Annotated in this window: 15 protein-coding genes; 1 reads left to right on the forward strand and 14 read right to left on the reverse strand. The window is 49.4% G+C overall.

Annotation, left to right across the window (positions count from 1 at the left end; genetic code table 11):
• Positions 1–9: 9 nt before the first annotated feature.
• The 13 genes from ACE3MZ_RS14610 to ACE3MZ_RS14670 form a co-directional block, all read right to left on the reverse strand.
• Entirely contained in the window at positions 10–1,317 is a 1,308-nt protein-coding gene (locus ACE3MZ_RS14610) for an amidohydrolase (protein ID WP_411342885.1), read from the reverse strand.
• Positions 1,298–1,957 (reverse strand): redox-sensing transcriptional repressor Rex, encoded by a 660-nt coding sequence (locus ACE3MZ_RS14615; RefSeq protein ID WP_411342886.1) that lies wholly within the window; start codon positions 1,955–1,957, stop codon positions 1,298–1,300. The genes ACE3MZ_RS14610 and ACE3MZ_RS14615 overlap by 20 nt, the downstream gene beginning before the upstream one ends.
• On the reverse strand, positions 1,954–4,848 hold the full coding sequence (gene dinG, locus ACE3MZ_RS14620; protein WP_411342887.1) for an ATP-dependent DNA helicase DinG: 2,895 nt from the start codon (positions 4,846–4,848) through the stop codon (positions 1,954–1,956). The genes ACE3MZ_RS14615 and dinG overlap by 4 nt, the downstream gene beginning before the upstream one ends.
• Before the next feature lie 282 nt (positions 4,849–5,130).
• A complete protein-coding gene (gene panD / locus ACE3MZ_RS14625) occupies positions 5,131–5,514 on the reverse strand; it encodes an aspartate 1-decarboxylase (protein WP_411342888.1) in 384 nt (127 codons plus the stop codon).
• Complete coding sequence (panC, locus tag ACE3MZ_RS14630) at positions 5,507–6,412, reverse strand: pantoate--beta-alanine ligase (protein ID WP_411342889.1); 906 nt, start codon at positions 6,410–6,412, stop codon at positions 5,507–5,509. The genes panD and panC overlap by 8 nt, the downstream gene beginning before the upstream one ends.
• Positions 6,409–7,281, reverse strand: a complete 873-nt coding sequence (gene panB, locus ACE3MZ_RS14635) for a 3-methyl-2-oxobutanoate hydroxymethyltransferase (protein ID WP_411342890.1) — start codon at positions 7,279–7,281, stop codon at positions 6,409–6,411. The genes panC and panB overlap by 4 nt, the downstream gene beginning before the upstream one ends.
• 785 nt (positions 7,282–8,066) lie before the next feature.
• Positions 8,067–9,038, reverse strand: coding sequence for a biotin--[acetyl-CoA-carboxylase] ligase (locus ACE3MZ_RS14640; protein WP_411342891.1), 972 nt, complete (start codon positions 9,036–9,038; stop codon positions 8,067–8,069).
• A complete protein-coding gene (locus tag ACE3MZ_RS14645; protein ID WP_411342892.1) occupies positions 9,038–10,537 on the reverse strand; it encodes a CCA tRNA nucleotidyltransferase in 1,500 nt (499 codons plus the stop codon). The genes ACE3MZ_RS14640 and ACE3MZ_RS14645 overlap by 1 nt, the downstream gene beginning before the upstream one ends.
• A 9-nt stretch (positions 10,538–10,546) precedes the next feature.
• On the reverse strand, positions 10,547–11,707 hold the full coding sequence (gene bshA / locus ACE3MZ_RS14650) for an N-acetyl-alpha-D-glucosaminyl L-malate synthase BshA (protein ID WP_411342893.1): 1,161 nt from the start codon (positions 11,705–11,707) through the stop codon (positions 10,547–10,549).
• 26 nt (positions 11,708–11,733) lie between these two features.
• Positions 11,734–12,429, reverse strand: a complete 696-nt coding sequence (gene bshB1, locus ACE3MZ_RS14655) for a bacillithiol biosynthesis deacetylase BshB1 (RefSeq protein WP_411342894.1) — start codon at positions 12,427–12,429, stop codon at positions 11,734–11,736.
• Complete coding sequence (locus ACE3MZ_RS14660) at positions 12,426–12,854, reverse strand: methylglyoxal synthase (protein ID WP_367059239.1); 429 nt, start codon at positions 12,852–12,854, stop codon at positions 12,426–12,428. The genes bshB1 and ACE3MZ_RS14660 overlap by 4 nt, the downstream gene beginning before the upstream one ends.
• Positions 12,855–12,939: 85 nt before the next feature.
• Positions 12,940–13,743 carry a 4-hydroxy-tetrahydrodipicolinate reductase gene (gene dapB / locus ACE3MZ_RS14665; protein WP_411342895.1) on the reverse strand — a complete coding sequence of 268 codons (804 nt, stop codon included), beginning with the start codon at positions 13,741–13,743 and terminating at the stop codon, positions 12,940–12,942.
• Positions 13,744–13,950: 207 nt separating this feature from the next.
• Positions 13,951–14,310 (reverse strand): nucleotide pyrophosphohydrolase, encoded by a 360-nt coding sequence (locus ACE3MZ_RS14670; protein WP_411342896.1) that lies wholly within the window; start codon positions 14,308–14,310, stop codon positions 13,951–13,953.
• Positions 14,311–14,677: 367 nt separating this feature from the next.
• On the opposite strand from ACE3MZ_RS14670, the gene ACE3MZ_RS14675 reads away from it, so the two are divergent.
• Positions 14,678–15,553: a YitT family protein gene (locus tag ACE3MZ_RS14675; RefSeq protein WP_411342897.1), complete on the forward strand. Its 876-nt coding sequence runs from the start codon at positions 14,678–14,680 to the stop codon at positions 15,551–15,553.
• A gap of 211 nt (positions 15,554–15,764) precedes the next feature.
• Here ACE3MZ_RS14675 and ACE3MZ_RS14680 read toward each other — a convergent pair whose 3' ends face one another.
• A complete protein-coding gene (locus ACE3MZ_RS14680; protein ID WP_411342898.1) occupies positions 15,765–16,511 on the reverse strand; it encodes an SDR family oxidoreductase in 747 nt (248 codons plus the stop codon).
• Between the last annotated feature and the right edge of the window lie 17 nt (positions 16,512–16,528).

Genomic DNA, 16,528 nt, shown 5'->3' on the forward strand with positions numbered 1-16,528 from the left:
CGCTTTCGGTCAGCGTGTAAGCAAGCCTTCAAATGCCGATTGTGCTTCGCGGCGAATTTTCTCTTCATCCAGTGTCAGCGATACACCGTCTTTGATCAGCTGTTTGCCATCTACCCATACATGCAGCACGTCTTTGGCACATGCAGAATAGACCGTATGAGAAATAAAATCGGTGAACGGCAGGAAATGCGGCTGATCGATATTGAGCGACGTAATATCTGCCTTCATACCGACTTTGAACGTACCAGTATTGTTTAGGAATACCGATTTGGCACCGTATTCTGTACCCATGAGCAATGCTTCCGATGCAGGTACAGCGGTTGGATCGCCAGATACACCTTTGTGAATGAGCGCTGCTAGACGCATTTCCTCAAACATATCAAGGTTATTGTTGCTGGCTGGGCCGTCTGTACCGAGAGATACGATGACACCGGCTTTTAACAGATCCGGCACGCGTGCTACACCGCTGGCAAGCTTCAGGTTGCTACCCGGATTGTGGGAAATAGTAACGTTATGAGCTGCCAGTGTAGCAATCTCTTCGTCATTCAGATGCACGGCATGTGCCAGCAATGTGGGACGGGTGAACATACCCAATTTCTCCAGATGGGCAACCGGACGCAGACCGTAATCACGAACGTTTTGCTCTACTTCGGCAATCGTTTCGGACATATGGGTATGCAGCGGCACATCCAGATCGTGTGCAGCTTGCACGAATTGCTCGATATAAGCAGGCGGACAGGTGTAAGGCGCATGCGGAGACATCATCGTTGTGATGCGTCCGTCTGCTTTGCCATGCCAGTCGCGTACGAATTGAATCGATTGGTTCAGCTTTTGCTTTTGTTCTTCTTCTGAACACAGACCGATAACGCCTCTCATCAGTACGGCTCTCATGCCGGATTGCTCTACGACTTCTGCGACACGCTCAGAACGATCGTACATATCGAGGAATGTGGTAGTGCCGCCTTTGAGCATTTCCAGTACCGACAGCGCGGTTCCAGTGTAGACATCATCGCTCGTAAATTTGGCTTCCATCGGCCACATTTTCTCCTGCAACCATACTTGCAGCGCCAGATCGTCGCCGAAGCCGCGCAGCAGCGACATCGCCGCATGACCGTGACTGTTCACTAGACCCGGGATGAAGAATTGGTGGCGTCCGTCCACAACAGCAACGTCATCGCCTACCTGTGGCTCCTCTTCGCCAATATACGTAATCAGGTCATCCTCAACGACCATATAACCGTGCAGTACTGGCTTCTCGGCGTTAGGTACGGCGAAAATACCATTTTTGATGATCCATTTACTCGGAGAGTTGTTCATTAATTTCTAATTCCTTTCCATCTTCAAGGTAATAAGCCAGACTGAGCAGATCGGTCGTAAAATCAGCTGTATGCACACGCACATGCGGTGGTGTTCTCAAAATAATCGGTGCAAAATTCAGAATCGCCTCGATGCCCGCTTCAATCAACTGATCCGCGACACGCTGCGCTTCCGTATTCGGCACAGTGATAATGCCGACGCGGATATTTTGTTCTTTTACCGCATGCGACAATTCGCTAATCGGTTGTACGGTCAATGTATTGATCTTGCTGCCGACCTTCGGCTCGTACGAATCGAATACAGCGATAATCTTCATCGTTTCTTGTAAGTACGCATTATAGTTGGACAGAGCATGTCCCAGATTACCGGCACCGATCAGTGCCACATTGATCTGCTGATCCAGCTTCAGAATATGACGAATCTTCTCGATTAGATACGATACATCATAGCCAATGCCTTTGCGTCCAAAGTCGCCGAAATAGGCGAGATCCTTGCGGATTTGTGCCGGATTCAGATCCAGCTTTTGCCCCAGCTCCTGCGAGGAAACAGTAGGCACCTCGCGGGTATGCAGCTCATTCAGATATCTCAGATAGACAGGTAATCTTCGCACGACAGCTTCAGATATTTTTTCGGATTTCATGCTTGCTCCCCCTCTTGATTTGCAGCTTCCGTTTCAAGCGGTCGTTGTTCCAGCCATTCGGCGATACGGGGAATCATCTGGTGGGTCGGCATATGTTCCATTTTGGGACCCGGCAGGGAATACAAGAAATGTCTGCCGTAATATGCCTCTATCACCCGCGTATCATAAATGAGTACGATTCCTCGGTCGTTTGCCGTTCGGACGAGACGTCCAAAGCCCTGCTTGAACCGGATCACTGCCTGCGGCACGGATAATTTCATAAATGGGTTTTTCTTTTCTTTTTTCAAACGTTCACTTTTGGCTTCTACGAGCGGATGATTTGGCGGCTGGAATGGCAACCGCACAATCGCCAAGCAGGTCAGCGCCTCGCCTGGAATATCGACGCCTTCCCAGAAGCTGCTTGTTCCGAGCAATACGGAAGCCGGATGCTCCTGAAAACGACGCGTCAACTTGGTGCGGCTGCCGCCATCCACGCCCTGACCGAATACGGCAATCTCACTTGTAGATAAATTCTCTTTCAATGGCTCATACACCTGCTTGAGCATCCGATAGGAGGTAAATAATACCAGCATACGTCCTCTTGTCGCTTTGGCAGCATCTGCCAACGAATCGGCGAGCATGGACACAAAGTTCTGATCGCCCACATTGCCTTTTAGACTTGGAAAATCGCGCGGAATCAATACAAGCGATTGCTCGCGATAATTGAATGGCGATTCTAGCATGACCGTATTGAGCTTGTTCTGCTGCTCCGCTTCCTTGAGTCCCAGCTGTTCGATCATATACTGGAATGTTTTGTCGATGGAGAGTGTTGCAGACGTTAGAATGATACTTTTCTTTTTATCGAAAAAGTGCTCTTTGAGCTGCTGACTTACATCAACCGGAACAGCATACATTTGCAGCGACTTGCTACGGTAATTGCCATTGGCTTCGTACCAGTACACCGTCTCTACGCTGTCCAGCTTAACAAAATGACGCAAATCATCGCGTACCGCACCCAGATCTTTGAACAGTCCGGTCACGTCGGTAACCAATCCTTCGTTAGCCAAGATATCATCGGACTCTTTGATTTTGCCCATCATTTGTTCGCCCTGACGGATGATCTGACTGAGCGCAATATGAATGCGATTTTCCAGTTCCGATATCTTTTCCCACTCTTCGGGCTTGTTTTGCGGTAACAGACGCAGGGTAAATTGACTCGCTTCACCCGGTGCGGCATCGCTGCGCTGTGGCAGAAGGGCAAACAGCAACTCGCTCAGTTTATCCCAATCTTCTTTGACATCCGTCAATTCAGGATACAGATTGTCGATCGCAATCGCCCATTCCATGCCGCGTTCACTGCCGGATGATCCTAGCTGTTGGCGCAGTACGGCAAGCTGACCATTTTTGCTATCCTTGAACAGGCGCAGCAACGGTTGCACCAATGTGAAATATTTCATGTGCATGCCCAGATGCTTCCCTGCCACATCTTCCAGATGATGCGCCTCGTCGATGACCAGTCGTTCATACGAAGGCAGCAACTGATGCCCTGCCTTGATGTCGGTAAACAGCTTGGAGTGATTCGTGATCACTACATCTGCGGCTCCCGCTTCATGCTTGGCACGGTGATAGTAGCATTGCTTAAACCACGGACAGGCGCGTCCCAGACAAGAGTCGGTATCGCTTGCGACCGTTTCCCAGAATTCACCGCCGCGGTTGCCCATATTCAATTCCTCATCATCTCCGGTTTCAGTTGCTGTCAGCCAGACGATCATCTGAGCTGCAATCAACACATCTTCCTTCGGACTCTGGAATTCTTTTGTATTTATTTTATGCTCAAATTTGCGCAGACACAAATAATGCTGTCGTCCCTTGAACACGGCAGCACGAAAAGCAAACGGAATCACCTGCGTCAACAGCGGAACATCGCGCTCGCGCAGCTGCTCCTGTAGATTGATCGTATGCGTGCTGACCATGACGCGCTCACTATTCTTGACACTATGATAAATGGAAGGCAGCAAATAACCGAGCGATTTGCCCGTTCCCGTACCTGCCTCGATCAGTAGATGCTTGTCATCTGACAGCGCCTTGATCACCTCGTCAAACATATGATTCTGCGGTTGCCGTTCCTCATAATCCGGTAATAGCTTGCGCAGATTATCTTTGACCTGCTCCAAAAATTGTTCAAAGGACGTATCTGCCAGCGGCATATTGCCGCGCTCATCCTCGGCGGACGGAATATCGATCCAGTCGCCTACTTTGAGTGCCAGCTGACGATAAAAGCGATGACTGTCCAAATCCTGTACCGGCTGTGCTTCACGCTGCATACGTACACCGTCAAAATACCAACCCAGATCGCTATCCTGATTGTCGAACAGCTCGGACAACCGCTGTACCGTAATGAGCGGCAGCTCATCCAGCTCCTCTATACATTTTAAGAAAACGTAAGCCGTTGCCAGCGCATCGCTATCCGCCTGATGCGGACGATCATGCTGAAAGCCAAGTGAACTGCTAACCATACTGAGCTGGTAACTAGGCAGATTCGGAAAGAAAATCCGCAGAAAATCCATCGTATCCAGCACACGACCCGTAAATGGCAAGTATCCGGTACGATCCAGTGCACGCTGCAAAAAGCCAAGGTCAAAGCCTACATTATGTCCAACCAGTACAGCGTCTTCCAGCAACGGAATCATATCCAGCATCACATCGTCGAGTTCCGGTGCGTCCTTCACATCGTCATTGCTAATGCCAGTCAACCCGCTGATAAACGCCGGAATAGAAACAGACGGTTTGACCATCGAGCTATATACTTGTGAAATCGTTAAATCATGATCTATAATGGCAAGTCCCACCTGGATAATATCATCCGTCGATTGGGTTCCTGTTGTTTCAAAATCCAGTACAGCAAATTTCATGGATGTCTAAATCCTTTCCCTGCAGTTGTCTGATCCTGGTGTAAACATACTCAACTATCAGCATACCAGAAGACCGCAGTTTTGAAAATCAGCCATGTGCAATCACAACAAAAGGTGATACCGGGCGCGAATCGGCTCGCACAGTATCACCCTGCTTCGGCGTTTATGAATGATTACAGTATACCGCAAATCGAACGGTTGTTCCATAGATTTGTACAACTTCCACTAAACGCAAAGAATGCCGCTGCATCAAGCAGGGCATTCTTTGGTATCGTGACGATCTTACACAATCGTCGCGTGAACTTCCTTGTGAGCTTCCATTACGACTTTATTGTGCTCATCCACGAATACGACCGTTGGACGATGCTCCTTCGCTTCCGCGTTATCCACTGTTGCGTACGAGATAATGATCACATTATCGCCGGGCTGCACCAGTCGGGCAGCTGCACCGTTCAAGCAGATCACGCCGCTGCCGCGTGGACCAACGATGACGTAGGTTTCCAGACGCGCGCCATTGTTGTTATTAACGATCTGTACTTTTTCATTTTCCAGCAGATCGGCGGCGTCCATCAGATCTTCGTCGATTGTGATGCTACCGACGTAGTTGAGATTCGCCTCGGTGACGGTAGCGCGGTGGATTTTGGATTTCATCATTGTTCTATACATGCAGGGCGACCCCTTTCGTTTCCATAATGACATTGTCGATCAGACGCGTTTTGCCGAATTTCACAGCCAGCGCCATAATGATCTCGGAGGAGATATCGCCGACAACGACTGTATCGTCTAATGCTTCCAGCTGTGGAAACGTCATAATCTCGGCATAGTCAATGACTGCGATAGACGATGTGCCAATCTCGCGACGCAGCATACTGCGAACGTCACCAGCAGTCATGTCCGGCTGCTCCATGATACGCTGCTTCACCAGCTCCAGCGAACGCGACAGCACGAGCGCCTGGCTGCGCTGCTCATCCGACAAATACACATTGCGCGAACTAAGCGCCAGACCGTCCTGCTCACGAATGATCGGACACGGTACGATTTCGATGTCCATATTCAGATCGATCACCATTTGCTTGATGACAGCGACCTGTTGTGCATCTTTTGCCCCGAAGAAAGCGGCATCCGGCTTCACGATATTGAACAGCTTGGTCACTACAGTTGACACGCCGTCAAAATGACCAGGACGCGAAGCGCCACAGAGCGAATCCGTCAATTCGGCAACACTCACATGAGTTTTGGTCGGTGTTGGATACATATCGTCTACACCCGGCATAAACACAACATCTACACCTTGTCGTTCCGCCAGCGCCAGATCATGCTGCTCATCACGCGGATAACTTTCAAAATCTTCATTTGGTCCAAACTGAATCGGATTAACGAAAATGCTGATCACCACAATATCGTTGTGCTGCTTGGCACGGCGCATCAGACTGGCATGTCCATCATGCAAAAAGCCCATCGTTGGAACGAATCCAACAGTAGCTTCGTGTCCCTGAACGGAACGCTCTCCGCGAAGACGTTTCACCTGCTGTCTGACTTCGGATATGCTGCGTACTACCTTCACGATAAATTCTCCACCTTCCGTTGTTGTCCATACAAGGAATCGAGTGCTTTTTCATCCGGGTTGAATACGTGCTGTTCTGCCGGAAAGGCACGGTCTTTCACTTCATTTACATATTGCTCCAATGCGGTACGGATCGTCGTGCCGATATCCGCGTACGTTTTGACAAAGCGTTTGTCGCGATAGCTGTCGGTATATTTCACTACATCGTGGAAGACGAGTACCTGTCCGTCACAGCCGCGTCCTGCACCGATCCCGATAGTCGGAATCGATAGCTCACCAGTAATACGAGCAGCGGTATCCTCGGTAACCAGCTCGAGCACGATGCCAAATGCTCCGGCAGCTTCCAGTGCCTTGGCATCGTTCAGCAAACGCTGAGCGTCCTGCTCGTCCTTGCCCTGAATGCGGTATCCACCGATCTGATGCACCGATTGCGGCGTCAGACCAATATGTGCCAGCACCGGTACACCTGCGCGCGTAATGGCAGCAACAGTATCAGCGATCTCGGCGCCGCCTTCCAGCTTGATCGCATGGGCGTGCCCTTCTTGCATAATGCGCTTCACGTTGCGCAGTGTTTCATCTATACTCCCGTGATAGGTCATAAACGGCAAATCCGCCACGATAAACGTAGACTGCGCACCCCGTGCCACCGCTCTGGAATGATAGACGATATCGTCTACTGTTACCGGAATGGTGGAATCGTAGCCGAGCACTACATTGCCCAGCGAATCCCCGATCAACAGCATGTCCAGACCGGCTTCTTCAGCCAGTCGTGCGGTCGGGTAATCATAGGCAGTTACCATCGTAAGCGGAATGCCTTCGGATTTCATTTTTTTCATTTTGACAATATTTAGCGGCGTTTTGGCTGCCATGTGACATCAGGCTCCTTTGTATTCAATATAGTTTTTGGACAAAATAAAAAACCTTTTCGTCTTATGCGAAAAAGGTCCTGAGTCCAAAAAAGAGTCACTTTGCGATCATCTCTTCTGTCTCGGTCCTATCAGGCTCAGAGCAGAATTGAATGTAGCCAACACCTCGCTTCATCTGCGTATCTCACTGGATACGAATATTGGATTGTAGGGCAGAATTGCCGGATGTATGGAGTTCACACTCCAGCCTGTCCAGCATAATCAGCCTGCCGCTTCCCATCAGTCAGAAAAGTCACAGACGTTTCCGTTAGCCTATGCAGTGTGTGATATGGAAATCACGATACTGTATATGACCACTGTATGCTGTACGGTCAGATTCCGAATAACAGCCGCTATTGCAGTCTGTTTCATCCTCTGCCGAGCAAAGGTTACGCGTTCAGACTGTCGGTGCTTGCCTGCCAGCTCACATCAACTTAACATGAGAAAGTACGGCTCGGCGCTTGCCGATACCGTCTTCCTGCATAGTATACCAGAGTGAAATCCAAATTTCACTAATTTCCGCGATAAAATAGATAGCTGTTTACGAATCGTATCTATATCCGATTTTGCCACCCGGATTTGTGGAGTATTGCGCAGCGATTGCTACTGTTGATCGCATTTCCTATCCAGATACCTGTTACCCTTGATAAACGATATATAGGGCTGGCTGGAAGATTAGCTGTAATATAATAGTGGCTGCAAAAGATATATAGCTACAAAAAGTATAAAACGCTTAACACATACAATGCTCAGAAGCCGACTTCACCGGAATATACTGGCAAAACCTGTCCATCTGGCTGTTCCAATAACAGCTCGCCATTCGGTCCTAGTCCGCGTGCGATGCCTTGCAAAGGACCTTGCAGTGTTTTGACCGTTACTTGACTGCCTATGGCAAACGCCAGCGCTTCCCACAATGCCGAAATCGGTGCAAAGCCATCCCGATTGTACAATCCATATAGCGATTCTAGCTCGCTCATAATGGCGGTCACTACTGCCGTGCGATCAACTGGCTCACCGCGCTGAATACGCAAGGAAGTTGCTACCGGACGCACATCCTCCGGTAAATCTTCCGGCGCCAGATTAACATCAATACCGAAGCCTGCCAGCGCATAACGTACGTATCCGTCCTCGGCAGCGGATTCGACTAGAATGCCGCATACTTTGCGACCGTCGATGAGCAGATCATTTGGCCATTTGATGCCAATATCTAAGCCGCTCACATTGCGTAATGCGCGGCAGATCGCTACCGCCGCCAGCAACGTGAGCTGTGATGTGTATTGCAACGGTTGCTGCGGACGCATCACAACCGTCATCCATACGCCGCGACCGGGTGGCGAATGAAACCGTCGTCCCTGCCGACCGCGACCAGCGGTTTGTTCCTCAGCGATGACAAGTGTGCCTTCTACCGCTCCCTGCTCGGCAAGCTCGCGTGCTACATCCTGCGTCGAACCGATCGAATCCAGCAGATGCAGCGGCTGTCCCCACGATGTGCTTTTGCTAAGTTGCAATCGCAGCGATACCTCGTCAAAACGGTCAGGATAGCGCACAATTCGATAGCCTTTGCGGGAAACGGAGTCAAATTCATAGCCTTGCTCCTTGAGCCGGTTAATACCTTTCCAGATCGCGGTACGGCTCACCGACATCAGGCGGCTAATCTCCTCACCGGAAATGTATTCGCCCGGACGTGCCGTTAGCAATTCCAGCAATTGTTCGTCGCGCATTATGCCTGCTCCCCTTCCCCGTGCCGTCGGACGGCATATTGTACGATAGTATCTGTATCATTCACCAGATCGCCAACCGCTACATGCAACAGAATCTCGTTCATCAGCTGTCCTAGCCATGCACCACCACGCGTATCCAGCGCCGCCAGCACTTGCTGTCCGTTGATGTTCACATCGGCAAGACTCCATACCGTTTGCTTCGCCAACCATTCCGCAGCATGATCAGCTATCTCATCCAATAGCGATAATGTCGCGTCTTGCGACAATGTATGGTGCAGCAGCAGCCAATGCACAGCAGCTTCACGTCCATAATGGATAACACCTTCTGTCCAGATGCGAAAAGCTACATGGGATGGTTGTGCTTCATCCACCACTTCCTGCTTGGAACGATTGCCCTCTTTTACATCATAATCAGACATAGATGCATCCTGCATTGATTCGGTATCATCGTCAGGGCATGATGGCAATGATGACTCCGACGGGAACAGTTGCTGTATTTTGGATTGTGTCTGTATATTCAGCCATTCATGTAGTCGGATCAAACGAGCAATCCGTTCGGTAAACACATTCGCGAATGTCCATTCCTTCATCGTCTGACGCACATGATCGGCATTCAGCCCGAGCGATAGCGCGATCAGCGTCCAAGTAAGCAACGAACGGTCAAGGAATGTCTGCTCCCATAATGACTGCTCGTGCGCGCTGCGGCTACTGAGTTGCTTGATCCGCTCATTCCACTTCAGCGGTGTCAGATCATCCAAATGCTGTAACAGCTCTGGGCGCTGCGGTGGACACGGCACATGAATCTTCATATGCTCCACCAATCCGCTGGCGCGTAGCAATTCCACACCTTTCAACGGATGCGGCCCGGCGATCATCTTCTCCATCTCTACCCGAATACGTTCGGCAGCGATATAAGAGATCAGCTCCCGGCGATGCACAAGTGCCTGCCATGTCGTATGTTCCAATTCAAAATCAAACACCGATGCAAAGCGAATCCCACGCAGCATACGCAGTGCATCTTCTTCAAACCGTTCCTCTGCTTCCCCAACGCAGCGAATGATCCCTTTTGCCAGATCATCCCGACCGTTGAAAGGATCAACGTAGTCATCATTCAACCCACGCGCAATCGCATTCATCGTAAAATCGCGTCGCCGCAAATCTTCATACAGATCGCTGACAAACTCTACCTGTTCTGGACGCCGATGATCCACATACTGACTCTCCGTACGGTAAGTCGTCAGTTCAAAATGCTCGCCATCTACAATGACCGTGACCGTACCATGTGCAATCCCGGTCGGCACCGTATGTTCAAATAGATCTATCACCTGCTCTGGTGTCGCATTCGTGGCGATATCCATATCGTTAATCGGTCGACCGAGTAGCTCATCGCGTACACAGCCACCGACAAAATAACCTTCATATCCGTGATCGGCGAGACGGCGGAGCAGGGAAAGCCCCTGTTCCGCCGTCTGCGCGTCCACCCATTTCCATTGTACCATCGCGTAATCTCAACCCCGTACCGGAGAAGGCTGTGGCATGGAGCGCCCCAACACCCGGTAATATATTTGTTCGTACTTTTCCATCATCAGATCATTACCAAACTCCTGCCGTGCGCGTGCAATACAGTTACGACGCATCTGTTCCATCTGCTCGTCATGTTGCAGCAGTTGAATCGCATAATCTGCCATTGCATCGGTATCGCCAATGTCCGCCAGATAGCCCGTTTCACCATGAACGACCAGCTCTGGAATACCGCCTGCATGGGAGCCGATCGTCGGCACGCCGCATGCCATCGCTTCTAGCGCGACTAGACCGAAGCTTTCCTTTTCTGACGGTAGCATGAGAATGTCCGCCATCGAGATCACTTGCGGAATATCGTCCTGCTTGCCGAGAAACTGCACACGCTCCGTCAAGCCCAGCTCTTGAATGCGGAACTGAATTTTCGGCAGATCCGGTCCTTCGCCAACAAACAGCAGCCGTGACGGCACCTGTTCATTGATACGGGCAAAAGCTTCCACTACATCGCCTACCCGTTTCACCGGGCGGAAGTTAGAGATATGCATAATGATACGGTCGTCGCCAAAACCAAAATCGTCGCACAATTCCTGCGTTTCACGCGGATAATATACTCGCTGATCGACAAAGTTATACGTCAGATCAATATCGCGTGTAATATCGAGCAATTCACGCGTTTCACGGATCAAATCCTGCGAAACGGCGGTAACCGCATCACTTTCGTTAATCGCCAAGCGAATCAGATCCTTGAGCGATTCATCCTGCGCTAGCACGGTAATATCGGTGCCGTGCAGTGTCGTTACTACTTTCAAGTGCTCGCCGATCATCTGCTTTGCCAGAAATGCGCATACTGCGTGCGGTACAGCATAATGTACATGCAGAACATCCAGTTGCTGCATTTTGGCAACCTGCGCCATTTTGTTGGCGAGGGTTAGATCGTACGGCGGATATTTGAAGACATAATAGTCATTGACTTCAACTTCATGATAGAAAATATTTTTGTGAAATGTTCCGAGACGAAAAGGTACGCTATGCGAAATAAAATGCACTTCATGCCCTTTTTCGGCAAGTAGCTTGCCAAGTTCCGTAGCCACGACACCGGAGCCGCCAAGTGAGGGGTAACAAGTGATGCCTATTTTCAGCATCGTGTCCATTAGGGCAATCTCCTTTCAATCTGCTATTACAACAGCATATCCGCCACAAACGGCGTTTTAATCACAAAGCTCTCCGCATACGGAATCAGACTGCGCTGACCAGCGATTGCATCGCGGTACTGCACACGTTCCACATACCCTTGCGTAAGTGGCGTTGCCACCGTATCCATACCCGCCAGACCGAATTGCGACGCATAACACGACAACGCCTGCACTTTCCGCTCATACTGGGCGGTCACATCGATAACAACATCTGCCGGAACCGTATCATTAATAAAATAATAATAGATCTGTTCTACTTGCACCGGCGGTAATTCCGGCATGTATCGGCGCAGCTTGGCATTGAATACCGCTTCTTCCACCAATCGGCTGCACCATGTATGATCCGGGTGCCGATCTTCCCAATACGGGGCAAAAATAATTCGTGGTGCACATTTGCGAATCTCTGCCGTAATGGCAGACAACTGCTCCTGCGTACGCTCCAACCCGCGATCTGGCAAACCAAGATTGCTGCGGTACGCTAGTCCCAGCACGTCAGCCGCCGCAGCCGCTTCCTGCTGGCGCAACTCCACCGTACCGTTGGACGACATCTCCGCATACGTTAGATCACAGATGCCGACCTTTAGACCGGCATCGCTATGTTTCACAATCGTTCCCGCCATGCCGATCTCCGCATCATCAGCATGAGCGCCGAAGACGAGAATATCCAGCTTATCACTCATTTTAATTCGTCTCCGGCTGGCTTATATTTATGCGTCAACTCGCGCCATGCAAAATCGCCACGATCCAGCGCCTTCACCAGAATCTCGGCGGTAGCAATATTGGTCGCTACCGGAATGCCCTGCACATCGCAAATGCGCAGCAACGCCGTAATATCTGGCTCATGCGGCTGAGCCATCAGCGGATCACGCAGGAAAATAATCAGATCCAGTTCATTTTGTGCAACCAGTGCACCAATCTGCTGGTCGCCGCCAAGCGGACCGGACATAAAACGGTGAATCTTCAACTCGGTCTGCTCCATAATCCGTTTCCCTGTCGTACCGGTCGAATATAGCTGATGACCGTGGAATACATGCTCATAGGCGGTGACAAAGTTAACCATCTCGTCTTTTTTACGATCATGCGCAACAAACGCTATCTGGAACATGGCAATCTCCCCTAATCTGTAGTCTGTATCTATTCATTTCTTCCTATAGACTGGATACGTGAATCCAAACACTCTATCTGCCAACTTAATCTACAAATTGTTCAAATCCGTAGACCATGCCGGTATATTCCATAACCTTTTCGATCCCGATCTTCACACCCGGCATGTAGCCAGCACGCTCATAAGAATCGTGGCGAATTTTCAATGATTGACCAAACGCGCCAAAGATCACTTCCTGCTGCGCAAATACACCCGGCAGACGCACACTATGAATGCGGAAGCCGTCGTATTCGCCGCCGCGCGAACCCGGAATCGTTTCTTTTTCGTTCGGATTGCCCTGTTTGAACGAATCTCGCACTTCCTTTACCATCTCTGCTGTCTTCACAGCTGTACCGGACGGTGCATCCAGCTTGTGATCACCATGCGTCTCGATAATCTCCAGATGTGGAAAATGCTTGGCAGCCTGTGCAGCAAAACGCATCATCAGAATGACACCAATCGAGAAATTCGGCGCAATCAGCCCGCCAATATTCGCCTGTTTACACGCATCATCCAACTCCTGAATCTGCTCCGGTGTATAACCAGTCGTACCCATCACCGGACGCACACCCGCAGCAATCGCCAGCGTCGCATGCTCATACGCAAATTCTGGTGTTGTAAAATCAACCAGCACATCCGCCTGCACTTCATCCAACGCTTGCTTCAGATCCGCTACCAGTGCGATGCCCGCATGTCCTACACCGACAAGCTCGCCTGCATCCTGTCCAGCGTTGGAGCGTCCGATGGCAGCCGCCAGCTCCAATCCTTCATCGCCAAGCACCAGCTTGACCACTTCCTTGCCCATTCGCCCACCTGCGCCGGCTACTATTACTTTGATCGGTTTACTCATACCTTGTCTCCTTTATACGATTCCTATGGAATGCGTTTAGCGTTACTGCATCATGCAATGTTTACGATGCTGCAAGCATACATGGATATCCATTTCTGTATCGTTCTTCAACTATACGTTCTAATTGAATCACACTAGTCACTATATCCGGTATGTTGCATTCTATGTGTACAATGTAGAATTTCGTGTATGTCTACGTTGCCTATGTTACGCCTGTTCTTCCGTATTCGACGCTTGACCATCTTCGATGCGTGTCCAGCGGTCTTTGTCACGGGTATTGAATTTGTGCATGACCTGATTATGTGCTTCCGTCAGATCAATGCCTAAAGAATTGGCAAAACAGATCGTAATAAACAGGATATCGCCCAGTTCCAGCTCAATCGAATTGTCCGCTTCATCGCTCTTTTTCGGCTTTTCACCATACGAATGATTCACTTCGCGCGCCAGCTCGCCCACTTCTTCGGACATACGTGCCAGCATCGCTAATGGGGAAAAGTAGCCTTCTTTAAACTGGGAAATGTATGCGTCCACTTCTTTTTGCATCTCTGCCATTGATTTCTGTGTCATGATTTACCTCCGTACGTGCATATTCGTCAGATTTTCACATGTATCGATTGGCTACTGGAGCGATATTTCGCTGTCTCATAGCTAATCTTTGATTCACATTTACGTGTTGAGCAGCATAAACATAACGTCTTCTGCATAGGTATGCAAGTGTGTTGCGACGCTGTCTAAGCTAGCTATTGCCGAATGTCCGAGTTGCCCATATAGTAGGGAATGGAGCAAGCATAGATGTCATGTTCAACCGCACAACCTTGTTCCACCTTATGACGTCATTCACACAATATATCATTACCATGTTAGCGCAAAGCCTTTTTGAAAACAAATCCTTTTTTGCTCAAAATGACATACTCAATCAATGGAGGGAGTCTATATGCGGCAATCTGTTTGGAAACAACTACGCGTAATTGTGCCGATCCTGTTCGGTTCAGCAATTTATGCGTTTGGTCTACTCTATTTTATAATTCCGAACAAGCTAATGGAAGGCGGCGTTACCGGGATTACGATTTTGCTTAATTATGCGTTCGGGATTGCTCCGGCATTGTCTACGCTATTGCTGAACATTCCACTGTTTCTGATCGGTCTGAAAATGCTCGGTTGGCGACAGATGATTTATACCGGTGTAGGCATCGGTTCGTTATCCTTTTTCCTGTGGCTGTTCGAGCTGCTGATCAAGCTAGACTGGATTACACCATTTCAGACGGAAAATGATTACATACTTGCGGTATTGTATGCCGGTGTGACGCTTGGACTCGGTCTGGGCATCGTTTTCCGCTTCGGCGGCACGACTGGCGGTTCGGATATTATCGCTACGATTCTGAATCGGAGCTTCGGCTGGAGTATCGGGCAGATTATGCTGGCGATTGATATTCTGATCATCGGCTCCTCGCTATTTTTTATATCCAAAGAATTGGTGTTGTATACACTCGTCACCGTATTTATTGCGACCAAAATGATCGACTTTATTCAGGAAGGTGCGTATTCTGGCAAAGCGTTCACGATCATTAGCGATCATGCAGAGGAGATTGCTGATCAGATTATGCTGCAACTGGATCGCGGCGTTACACTAATTCCAGCAGTAGGCGCGTACTCCAAGCAAGCGAAACATATGGCATATTGCGTCGTATCTAGGCAGGAGATTCGCCGGGTGCATATGATTGTCAAAGCTATCGACACCCGCGCCTTCGTTATTATCAACGAGGTGAACGATATCCACGGTGAAGGCTTCCGCGAAGAAGTCCGCCACTAGTCATACGATGTAAATCCAGTCTATTCTACATGTATTTACATTCAACAAAAGCAGCTCTACCACATTCGATCTGAAAAGATCAGCGTGGTGAGCTGCTTTGTATATGTGTATAGGTATACGTTTCAAAATAAATAGTAGTCAGTATACATCATAGTTCATTGATCCAGCATATGTTCGTTGTTGTTTGGTTGTTTGTCATCTTCTCCTGACTTTACAGCGATTGGCTGGTCGGACGAACGATGATTTCGTTAATGGTAGTAGAGGCGGGTTGTTCAATCGCAAATTTAATAATATTCGCAATTTCCTGTGCATCAAGCTGTTTCCATTCCGCCGAACCAAGCGCATCCATGGCGGGTACCACTTCTTCATCCGTAACCGTCTTATACAATTCCGTTTGCACCGCTCCAGGTGAGATCAAAGTCGCACGAATATGCTGGTCAGGACGCGATTCTATTCTTAGTCCTTCTGTAATAATGCGAACTGCATGTTTGGTAGCACTGTATACAGCGCTTGTTGGAAAGGTGACATGACCGGCAATCGAAGAAAAATTGATGATATGCCCTTCCTTACGCGCTTCCATATGTGGATACACTGCGGCAATGCCATATAACACTCCCTTGATATTCACATCAATCATACGATCCCAGTCGTCCACTTTTAACTTGCGGATAAACGATATCGGCATAATGCCTGCATTGTTGATCATAACGTCGATTTGACCATACGTATCCAGTGTTGCGGCTGCCAATGCTTGCATTTGTTCTAGCGACGTGACATCGGTGACATGATAATTTGCGATTCCACCAGCTTGCCGAATGCGTTCGGTTAACTGTTGCAATCGGTCTTCACGTCGTGCAGCCAGCATGATTTTCATTCCGCTGGCTGCCAACAATTCGGCGGTTGCTGCCCCCATTCCACTGCTTGCTCCTGTAATGATAACAGTTTTAGTTAATGTCATCGTATTGCCCTCCTGCA

Origin of the sequence: Paenibacillus sp. WLX1005, from assembly GCF_046603685.1 — a bacterium.
Taxonomy (GTDB): domain Bacteria; phylum Bacillota; class Bacilli; order Paenibacillales; family Paenibacillaceae; genus Saccharibacillus.

Coding starts and splice junctions, on each gene's coding strand:
- bshB1 (WP_411342894.1), bottom strand. CDS start 12,429: ATGAGTGATAAGCTGGATATTCTCGTCTTCGGCGCTCATGCTGATGAT.
- panB (WP_411342890.1), bottom strand. CDS start 7,281: ATGGCAGCCAAAACGCCGCTAAATATTGTCAAAATGAAAAAAATGAAA.
- ACE3MZ_RS14660 (WP_367059239.1), bottom strand. CDS start 12,854: ATGTTCCAGATAGCGTTTGTTGCGCATGATCGTAAAAAAGACGAGATG.
- ACE3MZ_RS14645 (WP_411342892.1), bottom strand. CDS start 10,537: ATGGTACAATGGAAATGGGTGGACGCGCAGACGGCGGAACAGGGGCTT.
- ACE3MZ_RS14680 (WP_411342898.1), bottom strand. CDS start 16,511: ATGACATTAACTAAAACTGTTATCATTACAGGAGCAAGCAGTGGAATG.
- panD (WP_411342888.1), bottom strand. CDS start 5,514: ATGTATAGAACAATGATGAAATCCAAAATCCACCGCGCTACCGTCACC.
- dapB (WP_411342895.1), bottom strand. CDS start 13,743: ATGAGTAAACCGATCAAAGTAATAGTAGCCGGCGCAGGTGGGCGAATG.
- ACE3MZ_RS14670 (WP_411342896.1), bottom strand. CDS start 14,310: ATGACACAGAAATCAATGGCAGAGATGCAAAAAGAAGTGGACGCATAC.
- ACE3MZ_RS14675 (WP_411342897.1), top strand. CDS start 14,678: ATGCGGCAATCTGTTTGGAAACAACTACGCGTAATTGTGCCGATCCTG.
- ACE3MZ_RS14640 (WP_411342891.1), bottom strand. CDS start 9,038: ATGCGCGACGAACAATTGCTGGAATTGCTAACGGCACGTCCGGGCGAA.
- dinG (WP_411342887.1), bottom strand. CDS start 4,848: ATGAAATTTGCTGTACTGGATTTTGAAACAACAGGAACCCAATCGACG.
- ACE3MZ_RS14610 (WP_411342885.1), bottom strand. CDS start 1,317: ATGAACAACTCTCCGAGTAAATGGATCATCAAAAATGGTATTTTCGCC.
- bshA (WP_411342893.1), bottom strand. CDS start 11,707: ATGGACACGATGCTGAAAATAGGCATCACTTGTTACCCCTCACTTGGC.
- ACE3MZ_RS14615 (WP_411342886.1), bottom strand. CDS start 1,957: ATGAAATCCGAAAAAATATCTGAAGCTGTCGTGCGAAGATTACCTGTC.